This window comes from Streptomyces sp. JH34 (assembly GCF_029428875.1).
Lineage (GTDB): Bacteria > Actinomycetota > Actinomycetes > Streptomycetales > Streptomycetaceae > Streptomyces.
Genome location: NZ_JAJSOO010000001.1, coordinates 1,233,098 through 1,252,948, shown reverse-complemented (window position 1 = coordinate 1,252,948; position 19,851 = coordinate 1,233,098). Strand labels below are relative to the sequence as shown.

Here is a 19,851-nt window from a genome sequence, read left to right as displayed (position 1 = left end):
CTTGACCACTGCCCGGGACCAGGCCGGCACCGGCACGACGACGTGCGAGGGGGAGTGCTTTGTTGCGTAGCGTGGGGCAGGAGCGGTTGACCGGAAGCGGCGAGGACCCGAGGGTGACGGAGCTGCGCACGGCTGTCTCACGGCTGCGCCGCGAACTCGCCGGGCATCCGGCCGAGTTCCCGGACCGGGGGATCGCCGAGGACGAACTGGCCGCACTCGACGCCATGGCGTGCGGCGGGCGGCCCGAAATCCTCCGGCTGCGCCGCTCGCTGCTGCTGGTCGCGGGGGCGATCGGGTCGGTCAGCGCGCTGGCGTCCGGCCTGCGGGACGTCCGCGTGGCCGTGGACCTGTTCGGGGAGCCGCCGCGCCAGCCGTGAGGTCAGCGGCGGATCAGCCGGCGTGCGGTGGCGGCGGCGACCGCCGAGGTGCGTGAGTCGACGCCCAGCTTGGCGTAGATGTGCACCAGATGGGATTTCACCGTCGCCTGGCTCAGGAACAGCCGCTTGCTGATCTGCTGGTTCGACAGGCCCTCGCCGACCAGCTGGAGGACCTCCAGCTCGCGTCTGGTCAGGGCCTGGGCGGGCGTGCGCATCCGGTCCATCAGGCGGTGGGCGACCGCCGGGGCGAGCGCGGAGCGGCCCGCGGCGGCCGTGCGCACGGCCGCCGCCAGTTCCTGGGGAGGGGCGTCCTTGAGCAGGTAGCCGCCGGCCCCCGCCTCGACGGCGGCCAGGATGTCCGCGTCCGACTCGTACGTGGTGAGGATCAGGACGCGGGGGGCGTCGGCTGCCGCCGTGATCGCGGCGGTGGCCTCCGACCCGTGCATCCCCCCGCCGAACTGCAGGTCCATCAGGACGACGTCGAAGGCGCCGGTGGCGGCGAGGGCCACGGCCCGCTCCGCGGTGGCCGCCTCCGCGACGATCTCGAAGTCCGGTTCGGCGTCGAGTACGGCCCGCAGACCCGCCCGGACCACCGGGTGGTCATCGGCGAGCAGCAGCCTGATCGGGCCGGTCATGGGGTGGTGTCCTCTCCGTCCGTGAGGGGAAGCGGCAGGGTGACCGCCAGCGCCGTGCCCTGCCCCGGCGCCGACTCCACACTCAGTGTGCCGCCCAGCGAACGCGCCCGGACCCGCATCGCGGGCAGACCGAAGCCTCCGCTGTCCGGACTCCGCCGCGTCCCGGCCGATGACTCCGGGTCGAAACCGCGCCCGTCGTCCACCACGTCCAGGGACACCGACGTCTCCATGAAGCTGAGGGTGATCTCCGCGCGACGCGCCCCCGAGTGCCGCACGGTGTTCGCCAGCGCGGACTGCGCGGTACGGAGCAACGCCACCTCGTACGGGGTCGGCAGCTCCAGGGGCGTGCCGCTGACCGCGAACTGCACGGTGAGATCCGGCGACGACGTACGGGACGACAGCCGGGACAGGGCAGCCGCCAGCGAGCCGTCCTCCAGATCCGGTGGGCTCAGCGCCCGTACGAAGCGGCGGGCCTCGGCCAGGTTGTCCTGGGCCGCCTCACGTGCCCGGCGCACATGAGCGGTGGCCGGCGCGTCGGCCGGGAGGGTGTGCTCGGCGGCCCGCAGCAGGAGCTGGATGCTGGACAGGCCCTGCGCGAGGGTGTCGTGGATCTCGCGGGCCAGGCGCTCCCGCTCGGCGAGGGTGCCCGCGGTGCGCTCCGCGTCGGCGAGCTCGGCCCGGGTGGAGACCAGTTCCTCGATGAGTTCGCGCCGGCGTTCGCTCTCCAGGAACAGCGCGTCGTACCCGAGCACGGTCGCCACGGCGACCGCCGCCCCGAGCAGCGGCCCGATGAACGTACCCGGCGTGATCTCATGGCCGTGCAGCACGAAGCCGGCGATGGCGGCGGCCGCGGTGACCACCACGGCGGGCAGCCCCCACCGCGTCGGGAGCAGGTGCAGCTGCAGGAAGTACAGCGGGAAGGCCACCCACAGGGCGCCGGGCGACAGGGCGAGCAGGGTCAGCCACACCGCGCCCAGCGCGGCGAGCCAGACCGCGGCGGCCCGGGTGTGCGGCTGTACGGCGGGGGCCAGCGCGCCCGTGCCGTAGAGGCCGGCCATCACCCCCGCCAGGACGACCACCGAGGTGTCGTCCATCGCCCGGGCCGCGGTGAGCGCCAGCAGCCCCAGCAGCAGCGCGTGCAGACAGAGCCGCAGCGCGGTGGTGACATGGGTGTGCGCACGCGGATTCATGGTCGTTCCAGCGTAGAGGTGACAGCCGCGGCGCAGGTCAACCGAAAGGTTGATGTCCACCCCCTCCGGCGCTCGATGTCGGCGCGGGCCGTGGGCCCGACGCTGGATCCATGTTCGTTGCATGGAGAGACCTGAGATTCGCCCGGGGCCGGTTCGCGCTCATGGGTACGGTCGTGGTGCTGATCACGCTGCTCGTGGGGCTGCTGTCCGGTCTGACGGCGGGGCTGGCCAGGGAGAACACCTCGGCAGTCACGGGGCTGGACACCGACCGTCTCGCCTTCGCGGCGCCGCCCGACGGTCGGGCGGTGTCGTTCACCGATTCCGTCGTCGAGGAGAGCGCCTGGCGGACCTGGGCAGCCCTGCCCGGGGTCACCGCCGCCGAACCCCTCGGGATCCGGACGCTGGACGCCGCCGCCGGCGACCGCACGGCGGCGGTCTCGGCGTTCGGTGTCCGCCCGGCCGGGGACCTCGCACCCGGGGCGGTGGCAGCGGGCCGGGTGGTGCTCTCCCGGCAGGCCGCCGACGACCTCGGCGCGGGCGCCGGTGACACCGTCCGGCTGGGCGGCGCCGACGTGACCGTGGACGCGGTCGCGGGCGACGCCTCGTACAGCCACACCCCGGTGGTGTGGACCTCGCTCCACGACTGGCAGCGCGTCAGCGGTGACGGGGAGCAGGCCACCGTGATCGCGCTGAGGACGCACGGTGCGGATCTCGCGGCCGGTGACGAGGCGGCCGGCACCCGCACCCTGACCCTGGACGAATCCCTCACCGCGATCGGCTCCTACCAGGCCGAGAACGGCTCGCTCCAGCTCATGCGGGGGTTCCTCTTCGCCATCTCCGCGCTGGTCGTCGGCGCCTTCTTCACCGTCTGGACCATCCAGCGCAGCGGCGACGTCGCCGTGCTCAAGGCACTCGGCGCCTCGACGCCGTACCTGCTGCGGGACGCCCTCGGACAGGCAGTCGTGATGCTCGCCGCCGGCACCGGGGCGGGCAGCGCGCTCGCCGCGGGCATCGGCGCGCTCGTCGGAGGAGGGGACGGGGCCGTGCCGTTCGTCCTGGACACCTCGACGGTCCTCGTGCCCGCCGCCGTCATGATCACCCTCGGCGCGCTCGGGGCCGCGCTGTCCATCCGGCGGATCACCGCCGTCGACCCCCTCACCGCACTCGGGAGCGTCCGATGACCCTCACCCTCACCGATGTCACCCTCACCTATCCGGACGGCGACACCCGGCTCACCGCCCTCGACCGGATCTCCCTGGACATTCCCGCGGGCACGCTCACCGCGGTCGTCGGACCATCGGGATCCGGCAAATCCAGCCTGCTCGCCGTCGCGGCCACGCTGGTCACCCCGGACGGCGGGCGGGTCGTCGTGGCGGGCACGGACACCGCCGGGCTCAGCCGCGCGGAGAGGGCCGCACTGCGCAGGGAGCGCGTCGGCATCGTCTTCCAGCAGCCGAACCTGCTGCCGTCGCTCACCGCGGTGGAGCAGTTGACGGTGATGACCCATCTGTCCGGCGGTTCGCCACGTGCCGGCCGGGTACGCGCGCGGGAACTCCTGGACGCCGTCGGTCTGGCCGACAAGGCCGACCGCAGGCCGCACCAGCTGTCGGGCGGTCAGCGTCAGCGGATCAACATCGCGCGGGCCCTGATGAACGAGCCCGCCGTGCTGCTCGTCGACGAACCGACCAGTGCGCTCGACCACGAGCGGGGCGCCGCGGTCCTGGACCTGCTGGCCGGCCTGACCCGCGCACGGTCGACGGCCACGGTCCTGGTCACCCACGACCGGGCGCATCTGGACCGGGTGGACGCGACGGTGACGATGGAGGACGGCCGGCTGACGGCACCGGCCCCGGTCTGACAGCTCAGCCCCTCAGGAAGCCGGACCGCTGCTCGCCAGCGCCACGGAGAGCTCCTTCGCGACCTCCTGGAGGATCGGCACGATCCGCTCGGTCGCCGTCTCCGTCACCCGGCCCGCGGGGCCGGAGATGGAGATGGCGGCCGAGGTGGGGGAGTCCGGCACCGGCACCGCGAGGCAGCGGACCCCGATCTCCTGCTCGTTGTCGTCCACCGCGTAGCCCGCCCTCCGCACCTGTTCCAGCGCGTCGAGGAAACCGTCCGGCGTGGTGATCGTCTTCTCGGTGGCCGCCGGCATGCCCGTACGGGCCAGCAGCGCGCGCACCTCGTCCGCCGGGGTGTGCGCGAGCAGCGCCTTGCCGACACCGGTGGAGTGGGGAAGCACCCGCCTGCCCACCTCGGTGAACATCCGCATCGAGTGCTTCGACGGCACCTGGGCGACATAGACGACCTCGTCGCCGTCGAGCAGTGCCATGTTCGCCGTCTCACCGGTCTCCTCGACCAGGCGCTGGAGGTACGGCCGCGCCCAGGTGCCCAGCAGCCGGGACGCGGACTCGCCGAGACGGATCAGCCGCGGGCCCAGCGCGTAACGCCGGTTGGGCTGCTGGCGGACGTAGCCGCACACCACCAGGGTGCGCATCAGCCGGTGGATGGTGGGGAGCGGGAGCCCGCTGCTCGCGGAGAGTTCGCTGAGCCCGACCTCGCCCCCGGCATCCGCCATGCGCTCCAACAGATCGAAGGCGCGCTCCAGGGACTGCACACCGCCGCTGGGACCGGCGGGCTTGGAGTCGGATGTGCTGGCGTGGGACGGCGGCACGTCAACGGTCCTTTCGAAGCGGAGGCAAGGCAGCAGCCTACCGGGCCGTTCCCGATCGGCCCACTGCTCCCGGTGCGGCGTCCTTGCCGGTCAGGACCTGTTTTGTCCAGGTGTCGGCGATCCGGCCCGTGTGCGGTCCGCAGCACGGTGACGCCGCTCCTGGCTCATTCTACGTTCCGTATGACGAAAATGAACTTTTACTTCGTGGAAACCTCCAGATGGCGCGGTCCATGGTCCACCGGTCGCCGCATGCGGGTGGGCGAGGTCTTGACGGGCCGCTTCCCCGAGTGAAGACTCCTTCAACAAATCGTTGAACTTGAGTGAGGAGCACAGGTGCCCGGTGTGGACGTGAAGCTGGTACTCCGCTCGACGCGCGTCGTCACCCCCGGGGGAACCCGCGCCGCGGCGGTGCTCGTCGCCGGCGAGGAGATCGAGGCGGTCCTGCCCTACGACGCCGAGGTGCCGGCAGGCGCCCGCGTCGAGGACCTCGGCGACGACGTCCTGATGCCTGGGCTCGTCGACACCCATGTCCACGTGAACGATCCGGGCCGCACCGAGTGGGAGGGCTTCTGGACCGCCACCCGGGCGGCCGCCGCCGGGGGCATCACCACGCTCCTCGACATGCCGCTCAACTCCCTGCCGCCGACCACCACCGTCGAGAACCTGCGCGTCAAGCAACAGGTGGCCGCCCCCAAGGCGCACATCGACACCGGCTTCTGGGGCGGTGCGATCCCGTCCAACACGAAGGACCTGCGCCCGCTGTACGAAGCCGGGGTCTTCGGCTTCAAGTGCTTCCTCTCGCCCTCCGGCGTCGAGGAGTTCCCCGAGCTCGACCAGGAGCGACTGGCCCGTTCCATGGCGGAGATCGCCGGCTTCGACGGCCTGCTGATCGTGCACGCCGAGGATCCGCACCACCTGGCCGAAGCTCCGCAGAGGAGCGGCGAGAAGTACGCCGACTTCCTGGCGTCCCGTCCCCGTGACGCCGAGAACGCCGCGATCGAAGGCCTCATCGCCCAGGCCAGGCGTCTGGACGCCCGCGTCCACGTCCTGCACCTCTCCTCCGGCGACGCGCTGCCGCGGATCGCCGCCGCGAAGCGCGAGGGCCTGCGCGTGACCGTCGAGTCGTGCCCGCACTTCCTCACCCTGACCGCCGAGGAGGTCCCGGACGGCGCGACGGAGTTCAAGTGCTGTCCGCCGATCCGCGAGGCCGTCAACCAGGACGTCCTGTGGGCGGGGCTCGCAGACGGCACGATCGACTGCGTCGTCTCCGACCACTCGCCCTGCACCACGGACCTCAAGACCCCCGACTTCGCCACCGCCTGGGGCGGCATCTCCTCGCTCCAGCTCGGCCTGCCCGCCATCTGGACCGAGGCACGCCGACGCGGCCACACCCTCGACGACGTGGCCCGCTGGATGTCCGCCGCCCCGGCCGGCCTCGCCGGACTCACCCGCAAGGGCGCCATCGAGGCCGGACGGGACGCGGACTTCGCGGTCCTCGCCCCCGACGAGACCTTCACCGTCGACCCGGCCGGGCTTTTCCACCGCAACCAGGTCACCGCCTACGCCGGGAAGACGCTGTACGGCGTCGTCAGGTCCACCTGGCTGCGCGGCACGCGGATCGCGGCGGACGGCGTACTCGCCGGACCCACCGGCCGTCTCCTCGAGAGGAACCACTGACCATGACGGCGACACCGCACTTCACCGGCGACGCGAGCCCGTACGGGGGCGGCGACCCGTACGCCGACTACCGCACCGCCGACTTCCCCTTCACCCACCTCGTCGACCTGGCCGACCGGCGCCTCGGCGCGGGGGTCGTCGCCGCCAACGACGAGTTCTTCGCCGAGCGCGAGAACCTGCTGAAGCCGGAGCCCGCGGAGTTCGACCCCGAGCGCTTCGGACACAAGGGCAAGATCATGGACGGCTGGGAGACCCGCCGCAGGCGCGGCACGAGCGCCGCCGAACCGCACCCCACCGACGAGGACCACGACTGGGCCCTCGTGCGCCTCGGCGCTCCCGGAGTGGTGCGCGGGCTGATCGTCGACACCGCGCACTTCCGCGGCAACTACCCGCAGTCGGTCTCCGTCGAGGCGACCTCCCTGCCCGGCTCCCCGTCCCCCGAGGAGCTCCTCGCGCCCGGCGTGGAGTGGACAACCCTCGTCCCCCGCACCGCCGTCGGCGGGCACGCGGCCAACGGCTTCGCCGTCGACGCGGGCAGGCGCTTCACCCATCTGCGGGTCAACCAGCACCCCGACGGCGGCATCGCCCGGCTGCGCGTCCACGGCGAGGTGGCACCCGACCCCGCGTGGCTGGCCGCCCTCGGTACGTTCGACCTGGCGGCCCTGGAGAACGGCGGCGAGGTCGAGGACGCCTCCGACCGCTTCTACTCGCCGGCCACCCACACCATCGCGCCCGGCAGGTCCCGCAAGATGGACGACGGCTGGGAGACCCGCCGCCGGCGCGACAAGGGCAACGACTGGATCCGCTACCGCCTGGCGGACCGGTCGGAGATCCGGGCCGTCGAGATCGACACCGCCTACCTCAAGGGCAACGCGGCGGGCTGGGCGGCGATTTCGGTCCGTGACGGGGAAGGCGGCGAGTGGGCGGACCTTCTGCCCCGGACCCGTCTCCAGCCCGACACGAACCACCGGTTCGTCCTGCCGGCACCCGTGCGGGGCACGCACGTCAGGATCGACATCTTCCCGGACGGCGGGATCTCCCGGCTGCGCCTCTTCGGCTCACTGACCGAGGAAGGGGCGGCGCGGCTGGCCGCCCGCCACGAGTCGCTCGGCGGGTAGGCCCCCCGCACCGACGGCCGGTACGCGGGCGGGTGTGCCGGTTCCGGTCCGGCCTGCGGTGATATGCGACCCTGGTCGGGACGTCGTCGCCCCGACCAGGAGTCGCCATGATCTTCATCGCCGTCAAGTTCACCGTGCGCAGCGCCGAGCGGGACAACTGGCTCCCCGCCGTCGAGGAGTTCACGCTCGCCACCCGTCAGGAGCCGGGCAACCTCTTCTTCGACTGGTCCTACAGCGTCGAGAACCCCGACCAGTTCGTCCTGCTGGAGGCGTTCGCCTCGCAGGAGGCGGGCGTGGCGCACGTGAACTCCGAGCACTTCAAGGCCGCGATCGACACCATGTCGGAACTCGTCAGCGAGGTTCCGGAGATCATCAACGTCGAGGTGCCCGGGGACGACTGGTCCCGGATGTCGGAGGTCACCCCGCGCAACCGGTGACGCCCGCGGCTCCGGCCGGTGACGGTCGCCGCCCGCGCGCCGGGTGACGGTCGCGGCCGGCCCGCGACCGGTGGCCCTCAGCCGTCAGAACTCCTCGTGCGTCTCGGGGTCCCCGCCGAAGCGGTGTGGCGGCCGGGCCCCGATCCGGTCCAGCTCCTGCTGCGTCAGTTCGAAGCCGAACAGGTCGAGGTTCTCCCGCTGCCGCCCGGGATCGGCGGACTTCGGGATCGGCACCGCTCCCAGCTGTGTGTGCCACCGCAGTACGACCTGGCCCGGCGTCACACCGTGTGCCTCGGCCGCCGCGATCACCTCGGGGGCCTCCAGGACCTGACGTCCCCTGGCCAGCGGACTCCAGCTCTCCGTGACGATGCCCTTGGCGGTGTGCACCGCCCGCAGGTCCTCCTGGGGGAGCAGCGGATGCATCTCGATCTGGTTCACCACGGGCAGCACCCCCGTCTCCCGCTCCAGCCGGTCCAGATGCTCCGCCGTGAAGTTGGAGACGCCGATGGCGCGTACGAGGCCGTCCTCGCGGAGCTTGATCATGGCCTTCCAGGTGTCGACGTACTTGTCCACCCGGGGCAGCGGCCAGTGGATGAGGTACAGGTCGACGTACTCCAGCCCCAGACTGCCCCGCGACACCTCGAAGGAGGCCAGCGTCTCCTCGTAGCCGTGGTGGCGGCCCGGCACCTTGGTCGTGACGAAGAGCTCCTGCCGCGGCACCCCGGACCGGGCGATCCCGCGGCCGGTGCCGGTCTCGTTCCCGTAGTTCAGCGCGGTGTCCACGAGCCGGTAGCCGAGCCGCAGCGCGCCCGCGACGGCCTCCTCCGCCGCGTCGTCGTCCAGCGGCCAGGTACCGAGGCCCACCGCGGGGATGGTGCTGCCGTCGTGCAGGTTGCGGACCGGGGGCGGTGTCTGGCTCATGGTCTCCCATTTCGTTCGCGTACGGTCCCCGCCAGCGTAGGACGGGCCGGCAGGCACGGCGGGGCGACGCGGCCCGGGCCCCCGGGCGGACGGCTCGGCCGTTCGCGCCGCCCGGCCCGGGACCGGCGGCGGATCCCGCCGGGCGAACCGATGAGTTCCGCCCGAAGCTGGGGTCTGGACAGGTGGAAGCGCACGGAATGCCGGGACCCGTCACCCACGGCGGCGCGGCGGAAGGAGCAGGACCATGGCGAAGCTGACCCTCACCACGTTCGTGTCGCTGGACGGGGTGATGCAGGCGCCCGGGGGCCCCGACGAGGACACCACCGGCGGCTTCGAGTACGGCGGCTGGATGGTGCCCTTCGCGGACGACGGCATGGGTGCCTTCATCAACGAGGTCTTCGACCGCTCGGGTGCCTACCTCCTCGGACGGCGTACGTATGACATCTTCGCGTCCTACTGGCCCCGGGTCACCGACCCGCAGGACCCGATCGCCGCCCGGCTCAACACCCTGCCCAAGCACGTCGTCTCCCGCACGCTGACCGATCCGGCGTGGGAGAACACCACGGTCGTCTCGGGTGACGTGCCGGCCGAGGTCGCACGGCTGAAGGAGCGGACGGCGGAGGGCGAACTGCAGATCCACGGCAGCGGCACGCTGGCGCAGTCCCTCCTGGCGCACGACCTGATCGACGAGGTCAACCTGGTCGTCCACCCCGTCTACCTGGGCAGGGGCAGGCGCCTCTTCGCGGACGGCGGGCAGCCGACGGCCTTCGAGCTGACCGGCGCCCGGACCACCGGGAGCGGCATCGCGATCCACACCTACCGGCCCGCGGGACGTGCGCGGTTCGGGACCTTCGAGCAGGACGTGTGAGACCTGGGCCGCGGCTCTCCCTCAGGGAGCCGCCGGTACCAGGGACGGATCGGTCGCGGCGGCGTGCAGCCGCCCCAGGATCGCCCGCGCCGCCTTGGTGTAGCCGGGGTTGTTGTTGTGCAGCACGGACTCCGCGTTGGCCAGCTCCATGAAGGCGATGAGCTCGAAGGCCAGCTGCGAGACGTCGGTGTCCGCGGCGAGTTGGCCCCGCACCCTGGCCTCCTCGACGGTCTCCTCCACGAAGGTGACCCAGCCCGTCTGCGTGGAGGCCAGCGCGTCGTGCACCTTGCCCTCCCTGGAGTCGAACTCGGCGATGGTCGCGTAGAAGAAGCAGCCTCCGCTGAACACCCGGCGCCGGGAGTAGGAGAGCCAGCTCTCGCACATCCGCCAGACGCGGCCCAGGCCGGGCGGGGCCGCCCTCGTCGGTGTCAGCACGTGCTCGACGAAGACGGTCACGGCGGCGCGCACGGTGGCGAGCTGCAGCTCCTCCTTCGAGCCGAACAGGGCGAACACGCCGCTCTTGCTCAACTTCAGCTCCGTGGCCAGCCGGCCGAGCGACAGCCCCTCCAGTCCTTCGGTCGAGGCGACGTGGACCGCGCGCCCCAGGACCAGTTGCCTGGTCTGGTTCCCCCGCTCGACCCGTCCGTCCAGCCGCGCTCCACCCATGTGCCAACTCCGTGTGTCCGAGCGTCCCAAGACCGACATTCTAGGAGGAGACGGCCCGGTCGCAGGACCGCTTCCACCCGGTACGACCCCTGCGAACACGTGGCCGAGTCGCCCTCCGGACGCGGGTTCCCGCAGGGCTCGGCCGTTCGGTACGGTGAGCGCTTCCCGTGTGAGCCGGCGAGGTCTCCACACCGTTCCCGCTGTGGAGAACCAGGAGCACCCAGGTGTCCTCTGCCGTCCTGCCCGCCCTCGCCCCGCCCCGCCGGGCGTGGGTCACCGACCTGCCCCTCCTGCTCGTCGCCGCCGTGTGGGGCGCCAGCTACCTCGCGGCCAAGGGCATCACCACCACGCACACCGTGATCGCCGTCCTCGTGCTCCGCTTCGCGATCGTGCTGCCCGCCCTGGCCGTCGCCGCGTGGCGCGGACTACGCGGACTGAGCGGCGCACAGTGGCGGGGCGCGGGCCTGCTGGGGCTCGTACTCAGCGGGATCTTCCTGCTCGAGACGTACGGTGTCGTGCACACGTCGGCGACCAACGCCGGGCTGATCATCAGCCTCACGATGATCTTCACCCCGCTGGCCGAGGCCGTGGTGACCCGGGTCCGGCCGCCCGCCGCGTTCGTCGCGGCGGCGGGACTCTCGGTCGCCGGTGTGGTGCTGCTGACCCAGGGCGGCGGCTTCACCAGCCCGTCGGCGGGCGATCTGCTGATGCTGCTCGCCGCCCTCGCCCGCACGCTCCACGTCCTGCTGATGGCGCGCGTCAAGGCGGTCCAGGACGCCGACTCGCTGTCCCTGACCACGGTGCAGCTCGGCAGCGCGGTCGCGGTCTTCGCCGTACTGGCGGCGGTCCCCGGTACCGGGGCGGCGCCCTGGACGGTGGCGGCGGACTTCGGCGCTGCCGAATGGGCGGGGCTGCTCTTCCTCGCCGTCTTCTGCACCCTGTTCGCGTTCTTCGTGCAGATGTGGTCGGTACGCCGCACCTCGCCGTCCCGGGTCAGCCTGCTGCTGGGCACGGAGCCTCTCTGGGCCGCGGCCGTCGGCATCACGATCGGCGGCGAACACCTCGGCGTCCCGGGGGTGCTGGGCGCGGTACTGGTGCTGGCGGGCACCGCGTGGGGACGCCGCCGGGCGGACGTCACGTCCTGATCGAGTCCCCCGCGATCATCACGGCCGCGCCCGTCACGACGACGTGGCCTCGGCCGTCGGACGGGCGGCTCCAACGCGGAGATCGCAGCGCGACTCCACCTGGGCGTGGGCACCGTGAAGACGCACGTCTCCCGGTTCCTCGCCAGGCTCGATCTCAACAACCGTGTGCAGATAACCCTGTTGGTGCACGACGCGGGTCTCCTCCATGAGGACGAGGACGGGACGGGAGACGGCCGCCTAGGCTGAACCGGTCAGGCCGGAGGAGGGGGCGGGACGATGTCAGTGGTCGATCTGCGCGGGGCACGGGACTTCAGCGCGAATCCGTATCCGTTCTACGCGAAGCTGCGCGCCGAAGGGCCGGTGCACCCGGTCCGTACCGACGGCTTCGAGCGGATCTGGATGATCGTCGGCTACGAGGAGGCCCGCGCGGCCCTCGCCGACCAGCGGTTCAGCAAGGACTGGCGGACGACGGACCTCTGGTCCGCGTCGGACAACCCCATCAACGCCAACATGCTGGAGATGGACGCCCCGCACCACACGCGGCTGCGCAAACTCGTCGCGCGTGAGTTCACCGCCCGGCGGATCTCGGCGCTCCGCCCGCGCGTCGAGCAGATCACCGAGAACCTGCTCGACGCGATGGTGCCCGCCGGGAGCGCCGACCTCGTCGACGCGTTCGCCTTCCCGCTGCCGATGACCGTGATCTGCGAACTCCTCGGCGTACCCGACATCGACCGGGACGCCTTCCGCCGGCTGTCCAACGCCGTCGTCACGCCGGTCTCCGCGGAGAAGGAGGGCGAGGCGGTCCAGGCGATGGGCGCCTACCTCGACGAGCTGGTCGAGGACAAACGCTGCTCCCCGGGCGACGACCTCATGAGCGCCCTGATCCAGGCACGCGACGAGGAGGGCGACCGCCTCTCGCCGGACGAACTCATCGGCATGGCCTTCCTGCTCCTGGTGGCGGGACACGAGACCACCGTGAACCTGATCTCCAACGGCGTACGCGCACTGCTCGACCATCCGGAGCAGCTGGCCCTGCTCCGTGCCCGGCCGGAGCTCATCGACGGCGCGGTCGAGGAGATGCTCCGCTACGACGGCCCCGTCGGGACGGCGACCTTCCGGTTCGCCCGTGAACCCGTGGCGATCGGCTCGGTCGTCATTCCGCAGGGCGAGACGGTGCTGGTCGCCCTGGGCTCCGGGGGCCGGGACGCCGACCGCTACCCGGACCCGGACACCTTCGACATCCGGCGCGAGGCCCAGGGGCACCTGGCCTTCGGGCACGGCATCCACTTCTGCCTGGGCGCTCCACTGGCCCGGATGGAGGGCCGCATCGCGATCCGCGCGCTGCTGGAGCGCTGCCCCGGACTCGTGCGGGACCCGGAAGGCGGGGAGCCGGACTGGCTGCCGGGGCTGCTGCTCCGGGGGGTCCGTCGTCTGCCGGTGCGCTGGTGATGTGTGATGACGTCCATGACTGAACTCTCCTTCGACACGGCACAGCAGGTCCTCGACAGTCAGCCGTTCAGCCGGCTCGTCGGCGCGAGGATCACCGAGTTCGTGGACGGCGCGGCCGTCCTCGAGGTCGACGTGCGCGAGGAACTCACCCAGCAGAACGGGTTCCTGCACGGCGGTGTGCTGTCCTACGCGGCCGACAACGCGCTCACCTTCGCCGCCGGGACGACGCTCGGATCCGCCGTCCTGACCGGCGGCTTCTCGATCCAGTACGTCCGCCCGGCGAGCGGCAGCACCCTGATCGCCCGCGCCGAGGTGGTCCACACCGGCCGCAGGCAGGCCGTCGTGCGCTGCGATCTGTTCACCGCGGACGACGAGGGGGCCGAGACGCTGTGCGCGGTGGCGCAGGGGACGGTGCTCTCCGCCCGCCCGGCCTGACCTGAAGGGAACTCCCTTGACCACTGAAGCCCTGCTCGACCTCGGCGCACTCGGCGACGACTTCATCCGCGACCCGTATCCGGTCTACGCGCGCTTACGGGCCCTCGGCCCGGTCCACCGGGTCCGCATCCCGGAGGGCGCGGATGCCTGGCTCGTCGTCGGGTACGAGGCGGGGCGTGCGCTCCTCGCCGACCAGCGGCTCTCCAAGGAGTGGCGCAGGGCGTCTCCGTCGCTGGGCGTCAGCAAGGTGTCCGCGGGGACGTCCATGCTGAGCTCCGACGCCCCGGCCCACACCCGGCTGCGCAGGCTCGTGGCCCGGGAGTTCACCCCACGCCGTATGGAACGGCTCGCCCCGCGCGTCCAGGAGATGACGGACGGGCTCCTCGACTCCATGACCGACGGGCCGGTCCGGAGCGCCGACCTGGTCAAGGCGCTGTCGTTCCCTCTGCCCATGGCCGTCATCTGCGAACTGCTGGGTGTGCCCTCCCTGGACCGGCAGGCATTCCGTGAATGGTCCAACACCGCCGTGTCGTCCCTGGACGCCGGAGCGCGCGGCCGGGCCACCGCCGCCATGACCGCGTACCTGGGCGGGCTGCTCGCGGAGAAGCGCGCGGCCCCCGGGGACGACCTGATGAGCGCGCTGATCCACACGTCGGACGACGACGGCGACCAGCTCTCGGCCGACGAACTCATGGGCATGGCCTGGCTGCTGCTCGTCGCAGGCCACGAGACCACGGTCAACCTCATCTCCAACGGAGTGCTGAGCCTGCTCACACACCAGGACCAACTGGCTGCCCTGCGGGCCGACTTCGGTCTCCTCGACAACGCGGTCGAGGAAATGCTCCGTTACGAGGGGCCCGTGGAGACACCGACGTACCGCTTCACCACGGAGCCTCTCGACGTCTCCGGCACGGTGATCCCGGGAGGTGGCGAACTCGTCCTGATCGCGATGGCCGACTGCGACCGCGACCCCGCCCGGTACCCGGACCCCGGGCGCTTCGACATCACCCGGGACGCCCGCGGACATGTGGCCTTCGGGCACGGCATCCACTACTGCCTCGGCGCGCCACTGGCCCGCATCGAGGCCCGGGTCGCCGTCCGCTCGCTGCTGGAGCGCTGCCCGGGGCTGCGGCTCGACACGGACCCGGCGCGGCTGACCTGGCGTACCGGCATGCTCATCCGGGGGCCGGTGAGCCTGCCGGTGGCCTGGTAGCGGGCTCAGGCCTCGGCGATCTCCGTCATCCGTACGGGACGGCGCCGCGCGCGCGACAGCTCGCACGCCTCGGCGACGCGCAACGCGTGCAGCGCCTCCCGGCCGTCGCACGGGTTCTCCGACTCGCCCCGCACGACGCCGAGGAACGCGTCGAGTTCGGCCGCGTAGGCCGGGGCGAACCGCTCGAGGAAGCCCGGCCAGGGCTTCGATGGCGCGGGCGGGCCCTGCGGTTCGGCGGACGTGAGCGGCGTACGGTCGTCGAGGCCGACGGCGATCTGGTCCCGCTCGCCCGCCAGTTCCATGCGTACGTCGTACCCGGCCCCGTTGCACCGGGTGGCGGTGGCCGTGGCGAGCGTGCCGTCGTCCAGGGTCAGCAGGGCCGCCGCCGTGTCCACGTCGCCGGCCTCCCGGAACATCGCGGGGCCCGCGTCCGATCCCGTGGCGTACACCTCCGTCACCTCACGGCCCGTCACCCAGCGCAGGATGTCGAAGTCGTGCACCAGGCAGTCCCGGAACAGACCGCCGGAGAGCGGCAGATACGCCGCGGGCGGGGGAGCGGGGTCGGACGTCGCCGCCCGCACGGTGTGCAGCCGGCCCAGGGCACCGCTGCGCACAGCGGTGCGCGCCGCGGCGTACCCCGCGTCGAAGCGGCGCATGAAACCGATCTGCAGCACACTGCCGGCCCGCTCGACGTCACGCAGCGCCCCCAGTGTCCCCGCCAGGTCCAGCGCGACCGGCTTCTCGCAGAAGGCGGGCAGACCGGCCCGTGCCGCGCGACCGATGAGGTCCGCGTGCGCCGAGGTGGCCGAGGCGATCACCACGGCGTCGACCCCCGCGCCGAACAGCTCCCCGGTGGAGCCGACGGCGGTGGCTCCGGTCCGCGCCGCGACCTGACCCGCGCGGACGGAGTCCGGATCCGTCACCACCAGGGAGGCGACGGCGGGATGGCGTGCGAGGACGCCCGCGTGGAAGGAACCGATCCGGCCCGTGCCGATGAGTCCGATGCGCATGGACCCAACGTGCCGCCCACCGGGCGCACTGTCAACTATATGTCCTGACAAATAGAAGGGTGCGCCCCGACGGCGCGGGGTACGCTCCCTGCCGTGCCCAAACCCGCCGCCGACTCCGCCGCCCTCGGGCTGGGCGTGGACCGCACCAGTCCCGTCCCGCTCTACCACCAGCTGGCCCAGCAGCTGGAGGCGGCCATCGACCAGGGGCGCCTCGCGCCGGGCAGCCTCCTCGGCAACGAACTGGAGCTCGCCGCGCGGCTCGGACTGTCCCGGCCCACCGTCCGCCAGGCCATCCAGTCGCTCGTCGACAAGGGCCTCATGGTGCGCCGGCGCGGCGTCGGCACCCAGGTGGTGCACAGCCGCATCAAGCGCCCGCTCGAACTGAGCAGCCTCTACGACGACCTGGAGACGGCCGGCCGGAGCCCGGCGACCCGGGTCCTGCGCAACACGGTCGAGCCCGCGACGCCCGAGGTCGCCGCCGCGCTCGGGGTCGAGGAGGGCGTCGACGTCCACCTCGTCGAGCGGGTGCGGTACGCGCACGGCGAGCCCGTGGCCCTCCTGCGCAACCACCTTCCGCCGCGACTGCTCGACCTCGGCACCGAGCGGCTGGAGTCGACCGGCCTGTACCGGATGATGCGCGCCTCGGGGATCACCCTGCACAGTGCCCGGCAGACCGTGGGGGCCCGCGCAGCCACCGCCGAGGAGGGCGAACTGCTCGCGGAGCCCGCCGGGGCGCCGCTGCTCACGATGGAACGCACCACCTTCGACGACGGCGGCCGGGCGGTCGAACTCGGCTCCCACGTCTACCGGGCCTCGCGGTACGCCTTCGAGTTCCAGCTGCTGGCCCGGCCCTGAAGTCCCGCCCCCGCACCCTCCGGTCGGTATGTTCGGACAAGAGCATTGACGCGGTCATGCTAGGTCGCTAGAACGGCGGGAGGGCGCCGCCCGCGCCCCTGCCGGGCCGTGCCGGTCCGGGCTCGGGGATACTTGGCCCGCCGGGCGGCGAGTCCTCTCCTCTCCCGGCACCACCAGGCAGCACAGCGAGCAGCACTAGAAGGGCACGGCGTCGTGGCAAGGGTTCGGACAGGGGTACGCGCGATGGGCGCCGTGCTGGCAGCGGTACTGGCGGCTTCCCTCGCGGGATGCAGCAGCACGGGCGGCAAGCGGGCGGAGGAACGCGCCGCCCAGCAGGCCGCCGAGGGCCGGTCCGCGGTGAACACGCCCCGCTGGACGTTCGCCATGGTCACCCACTCAGGTGATGGCGACACCTTCTGGGACATCGTCCAGAAGGGGGCCAAGCAGGCGGCCCGGAAGGACAACATCAACTTCCTGTACTCGCACAACGACGAGGGCCAGCAGCAGGCCGAACTCGTCCAGACCGCGATCGACAAGAAGGTCGACGGCCTGATCGTCTCGCTGGCCAAGCCCGACTCGATGAAGACCGTCGTGGCCAAGGCCGTCAAGGCGGGCATCCCCGTCATCACCGTGAACTCCGGCTCCGCCGAGTCCAAGGCCTTCGGCGCCCTCACCCACATCGGCCAGGACGAGTCCATCGCGGGCGAGGCCGTCGGCGACGAGCTGAACACGCGCAAGCGCGAGAAGGTGCTCTGCGTCCTGCACGAGCAGGGCAACGTCGGCCACGAGCAGCGCTGCGCCGGGGCGAAGAAGACCTTCGACGGAACCATGCAGAACCTCTACGTCGACGGCACCAACATGCCCGACGTCCAGGCGTCCATCGAGGCCAAGCTCGACTCGGACAAGAGCATCGACGCGGTCGTCACCCTCGGCGCGCCCTTCGCCGCCGCCGCCGTCAAGGCGAAGAAGACCGCGGGGAGCAAGGCCGAGATCGACACCTTCGACCTCAACGCGAGCGTCGCCACCGGACTGCAGGACAAGACCCTCGGCTTCGCGGTCGACCAGCAGCCCTACCTCCAGGGCTACGAGGCCGTCGACCTGCTCTGGCTCTACCGCTACAACCGGAACGTGCTCGGCGGCGGCCTGCCCGTCCTGACCGGACCCCAGGTCATCACCCGCGACGACGCCGACGCGCTGGCGGAGTACACCGACCGGGGGACCCGATGACCGCGACCGGGCAACCGGCGGCACCGCACACCGACGAACGCCTGCTGCGCACCTCCCCGCTGCGCAAGCTGCTCGGCCGGCCCGAGCTCGGCTCGGTCGTCGGTGCCGTGGCCGTCTTCCTCTTCTTCGCGATCGTCGCGGACAGCTTCCTCCAGGCCTCGAGCCTCGGCACGGTGCTCTACGCCGCCTCCACCATCGGGATCATGGCGGCCCCGGTGGCGCTCCTGATGATCGGCGGGGAGTTCGACCTCTCCGCCGGTGTGATGGTGACCAGCTCCGCGCTGATCTCCTCGATGTTCAGCTACCAGATGACCGCCAACGTCTGGGTGGGCGTCTTCGTGTCGCTGCTGGTCACCCTCGGCTTCGGCGCGTTCAACGGCTTCATGTTGACCCGCACCAAGCTCCCGAGCTTCATCATCACGCTCGGCACGTTCCTGATGCTGACCGGGCTGAACCTCGGCTTCACCAAGCTGATCAGCGGCACCGTGTCGACCAAGACCATCGGGAACATGGAGGGCTTCGAGTCCGCCCGCAAGGTCTTCGCGTCCCACCTCACCATCGGCGACGTCGAACTGAAGGTCACCATCCTGTGGTGGGCCGCGCTCGTCGCGATCGCCACCTGGATCCTGATCCGCACCCGTTTCGGCAACTGGATCTTCGCCGTCGGCGGGGAGGCGGACGCGGCGCGCGCCGTCGGCGTCCCGGTGATCCGCACACGGATCGGGCTCTACCTCGGTGTGGCCTTCGCCGCCTGGGTCTCCGGCCAGCACCTGCTGTTCTCCTACGACGTGGTGCAGTCCGGCGAGGGCGTCGGCAACGAGCTGATCTACATCATCGCGGCCGTCATCGGCGGCTGTCTGATCACCGGCGGCTACGGCTCCGCGATCGGGTCCGCCGTCGGCGCGATCATCTTCGGCATGACCAGCAAGGGCATCGTGTACGCGGAGTGGAACCCCGACTGGTTCAAGTTCTTCCTGGGAGCGATGCTGCTCCTGGCCACCCTGCTCAACGCATGGGTACGCAAGCGCGCGGAGGCGACGAAATGACGGCCACCCAGGCCCCGGCCACCCGGGAACCGGCCGGCGCGGCGCTCGTCGAGCTCGACGACGTCAGCAAGTACTACGGCAACATCAAGGCCCTGGAGAACGTCTCGCTGGAGGTCCACGCGGGGGAGATCTCCTGTGTCCTGGGCGACAACGGCGCGGGAAAGTCCACCCTGATCAAAATCATCGCGGGGCTGCACCGGCACGACGCCGGTACGTTCCGGATCGAGGGCGAGGAGACCACGCTCGCCAACCCCCGCGACGCCCTGGACCGTGGCATCGCGACCGTCTACCAGGACCTCGCGGTCGTCCCGCTCATGCCGGTCTGGCGCAACTTCTTCCTCGGCTCCGAGCCCACGAAGGGCGCGGGCCCGTTCAAGCGGCTCGACGTGCGGCGGATGCGTGAGACGACCCGCGCGGAGCTGCTGCGGATGGGCATCGACCTGCGTGACGTCGACCAGCCGATCGGCACCCTGTCGGGTGGTGAGCGCCAGTGCGTGGCCATCGCCCGGGCGGTGTACTTCGGTGCCAAGGTGCTCGTCCTCGACGAGCCGACCGCGGCGCTCGGCGTCAAGCAGTCCGGGGTCGTGCTGAAGTACGTCGCGGCGGCCAGGGACGCGGGACTCGGCGTGGTACTCATCACGCACAACCCCCACCACGCCTATCTCGTCGGTGACCGGTTCGTGCTGCTCAAGCGTGGCGCGATGTCCGGGAGCCACACGAAGGACGACGTCACACTGGACGAACTGACCCGGCAGATGGCCGGTGGGAGCGAGCTCGAAGAGCTCAGCCACGAGCTGGAGCGAGCCCCGTCACCCGACCACCTCGGCGGCCGTCCGGCCGGTGACGACACCCCGTAGACGACGTTCCGCACCCCCTCGCCCCCACCCGGAGACCGGTCCCGGGGGCGCGGG

21 protein-coding genes and 1 pseudogene are annotated in these 19,851 nt (G+C 71.9%); 16 read left to right on the top strand and 6 right to left on the bottom strand.

What is annotated here, in order from left to right:
• Positions 1–59 precede the first annotated feature (59 nt).
• Positions 60–377 (top strand): DUF5955 family protein, encoded by a 318-nt coding sequence (locus LWJ43_RS05545; RefSeq protein ID WP_277331163.1) that lies wholly within the window; start codon positions 60–62, stop codon positions 375–377.
• Between the two features lie 2 nt (positions 378–379).
• Here the strand turns inward: LWJ43_RS05545 and LWJ43_RS05540 are convergent, their stop codons facing one another.
• Both LWJ43_RS05540 and LWJ43_RS05535 read right to left on the bottom strand, forming a co-directional pair.
• Positions 380–1,012, bottom strand: coding sequence for a response regulator (locus LWJ43_RS05540; RefSeq protein WP_277331162.1), 633 nt, complete (start codon positions 1,010–1,012; stop codon positions 380–382).
• Positions 1,009–2,202 carry a sensor histidine kinase gene (locus LWJ43_RS05535; RefSeq protein ID WP_277331161.1) on the bottom strand — a complete coding sequence of 398 codons (1,194 nt, stop codon included), beginning with the start codon at positions 2,200–2,202 and terminating at the stop codon, positions 1,009–1,011. The genes LWJ43_RS05540 and LWJ43_RS05535 overlap by 4 nt, the downstream gene beginning before the upstream one ends.
• 110 nt (positions 2,203–2,312) lie before the next feature.
• Here LWJ43_RS05535 and LWJ43_RS05530 point away from each other — a divergent pair, with 110 nt between their 5' ends.
• Both LWJ43_RS05530 and LWJ43_RS05525 read left to right on the top strand, forming a co-directional pair.
• Positions 2,313–3,383, top strand: a complete 1,071-nt coding sequence (locus tag LWJ43_RS05530) for an ABC transporter permease (RefSeq protein WP_277331160.1) — start codon at positions 2,313–2,315, stop codon at positions 3,381–3,383.
• Positions 3,380–4,060 (top strand): ABC transporter ATP-binding protein, encoded by a 681-nt coding sequence (locus LWJ43_RS05525; RefSeq protein ID WP_277331159.1) that lies wholly within the window; start codon positions 3,380–3,382, stop codon positions 4,058–4,060. Before LWJ43_RS05530 ends, LWJ43_RS05525 begins: the two co-directional genes overlap by 4 nt.
• 12 nt (positions 4,061–4,072) lie before the next feature.
• On the opposite strand, the gene LWJ43_RS05520 is transcribed toward LWJ43_RS05525, so the two are convergent.
• Positions 4,073–4,873 (bottom strand): IclR family transcriptional regulator, encoded by an 801-nt coding sequence (locus LWJ43_RS05520; RefSeq protein ID WP_277331158.1) that lies wholly within the window; start codon positions 4,871–4,873, stop codon positions 4,073–4,075.
• Positions 4,874–5,206: 333 nt separating this feature from the next.
• On the opposite strand from LWJ43_RS05520, the gene allB reads away from it, so the two are divergent.
• The 3 genes from allB (at position 5,207) to LWJ43_RS05505 (ending at position 8,105) form a co-directional block, all read left to right on the top strand.
• The gene (gene allB / locus LWJ43_RS05515; RefSeq protein WP_277331157.1) at positions 5,207–6,550 is read left to right on the top strand and encodes an allantoinase AllB; all 1,344 of its coding nucleotides are present in this window, start codon (positions 5,207–5,209) and stop codon (positions 6,548–6,550) included.
• Positions 6,551–6,552: 2 nt separating this feature from the next.
• Positions 6,553–7,668 carry an allantoicase gene (gene alc / locus LWJ43_RS05510; protein ID WP_277331156.1) on the top strand — a complete coding sequence of 372 codons (1,116 nt, stop codon included), beginning with the start codon at positions 6,553–6,555 and terminating at the stop codon, positions 7,666–7,668.
• Positions 7,669–7,775: 107 nt separating this feature from the next.
• A complete protein-coding gene (locus tag LWJ43_RS05505; protein WP_014153155.1) occupies positions 7,776–8,105 on the top strand; it encodes a putative quinol monooxygenase in 330 nt (109 codons plus the stop codon).
• 84 nt (positions 8,106–8,189) lie between these two features.
• Here the strand turns inward: LWJ43_RS05505 and LWJ43_RS05500 are convergent, their stop codons facing one another.
• A complete protein-coding gene (locus tag LWJ43_RS05500; RefSeq protein WP_277331155.1) occupies positions 8,190–9,026 on the bottom strand; it encodes an aldo/keto reductase in 837 nt (278 codons plus the stop codon).
• Positions 9,027–9,270: 244 nt separating this feature from the next.
• Here LWJ43_RS05500 and LWJ43_RS05495 point away from each other — a divergent pair, with 244 nt between their 5' ends.
• The gene (locus LWJ43_RS05495) at positions 9,271–9,894 is read left to right on the top strand and encodes a dihydrofolate reductase family protein (protein ID WP_277331154.1); all 624 of its coding nucleotides are present in this window, start codon (positions 9,271–9,273) and stop codon (positions 9,892–9,894) included.
• A 21-nt stretch (positions 9,895–9,915) separates the two neighbouring features.
• Here the strand turns inward: LWJ43_RS05495 and LWJ43_RS05490 are convergent, their stop codons facing one another.
• Positions 9,916–10,560, bottom strand: coding sequence for a TetR/AcrR family transcriptional regulator (locus tag LWJ43_RS05490; protein WP_277331153.1), 645 nt, complete (start codon positions 10,558–10,560; stop codon positions 9,916–9,918).
• A 224-nt stretch (positions 10,561–10,784) separates the two neighbouring features.
• Between LWJ43_RS05490 and LWJ43_RS05485 the strand changes: the two genes are divergently transcribed.
• The 5 genes and pseudogenes from LWJ43_RS05485 (at position 10,785) to LWJ43_RS05465 (ending at position 14,802) form a co-directional block, all read left to right on the top strand.
• Positions 10,785–11,705 (top strand): DMT family transporter, encoded by a 921-nt coding sequence (locus tag LWJ43_RS05485; RefSeq protein WP_277331152.1) that lies wholly within the window; start codon positions 10,785–10,787, stop codon positions 11,703–11,705.
• A pseudogene (locus LWJ43_RS05480) lies at positions 11,695–11,951 on the top strand (response regulator transcription factor); the annotation flags it as partial. The gene LWJ43_RS05485 and the pseudogene LWJ43_RS05480, both read left to right, overlap by 11 nt.
• Positions 11,952–11,981: 30 nt before the next feature.
• Positions 11,982–13,154, top strand: coding sequence for a cytochrome P450 family protein (locus tag LWJ43_RS05475; RefSeq protein WP_277331151.1), 1,173 nt, complete (start codon positions 11,982–11,984; stop codon positions 13,152–13,154).
• Positions 13,155–13,169: 15 nt separating this feature from the next.
• Positions 13,170–13,589: a PaaI family thioesterase gene (locus tag LWJ43_RS05470; protein ID WP_277331150.1), complete on the top strand. Its 420-nt coding sequence runs from the start codon at positions 13,170–13,172 to the stop codon at positions 13,587–13,589.
• Positions 13,590–13,605: 16 nt separating this feature from the next.
• Positions 13,606–14,802 carry a cytochrome P450 family protein gene (locus tag LWJ43_RS05465; protein WP_277331149.1) on the top strand — a complete coding sequence of 399 codons (1,197 nt, stop codon included), beginning with the start codon at positions 13,606–13,608 and terminating at the stop codon, positions 14,800–14,802.
• 5 nt (positions 14,803–14,807) lie between these two features.
• Here LWJ43_RS05465 and LWJ43_RS05460 read toward each other — a convergent pair whose 3' ends face one another.
• Complete coding sequence (locus LWJ43_RS05460; protein ID WP_277331148.1) at positions 14,808–15,812, bottom strand: Gfo/Idh/MocA family protein; 1,005 nt, start codon at positions 15,810–15,812, stop codon at positions 14,808–14,810.
• Positions 15,813–15,905: 93 nt separating this feature from the next.
• Between LWJ43_RS05460 and LWJ43_RS05455 the strand changes: the two genes are divergently transcribed.
• The 4 genes from LWJ43_RS05455 (at position 15,906) to LWJ43_RS05440 (ending at position 19,797) form a co-directional block, all read left to right on the top strand.
• A complete protein-coding gene (locus LWJ43_RS05455; protein WP_277331147.1) occupies positions 15,906–16,667 on the top strand; it encodes a GntR family transcriptional regulator in 762 nt (253 codons plus the stop codon).
• A gap of 213 nt (positions 16,668–16,880) precedes the next feature.
• Positions 16,881–17,894, top strand: a complete 1,014-nt coding sequence (locus LWJ43_RS05450; RefSeq protein ID WP_462100865.1) for a sugar ABC transporter substrate-binding protein — start codon at positions 16,881–16,883, stop codon at positions 17,892–17,894.
• Positions 17,891–18,940: an ABC transporter permease gene (locus LWJ43_RS05445; RefSeq protein WP_277331145.1), complete on the top strand. Its 1,050-nt coding sequence runs from the start codon at positions 17,891–17,893 to the stop codon at positions 18,938–18,940. Before LWJ43_RS05450 ends, LWJ43_RS05445 begins: the two co-directional genes overlap by 4 nt.
• Entirely contained in the window at positions 18,937–19,797 is an 861-nt protein-coding gene (locus LWJ43_RS05440; RefSeq protein ID WP_277331144.1) for an ATP-binding cassette domain-containing protein, read from the top strand. Before LWJ43_RS05445 ends, LWJ43_RS05440 begins: the two co-directional genes overlap by 4 nt.
• Positions 19,798–19,851 lie beyond the last annotated feature (54 nt).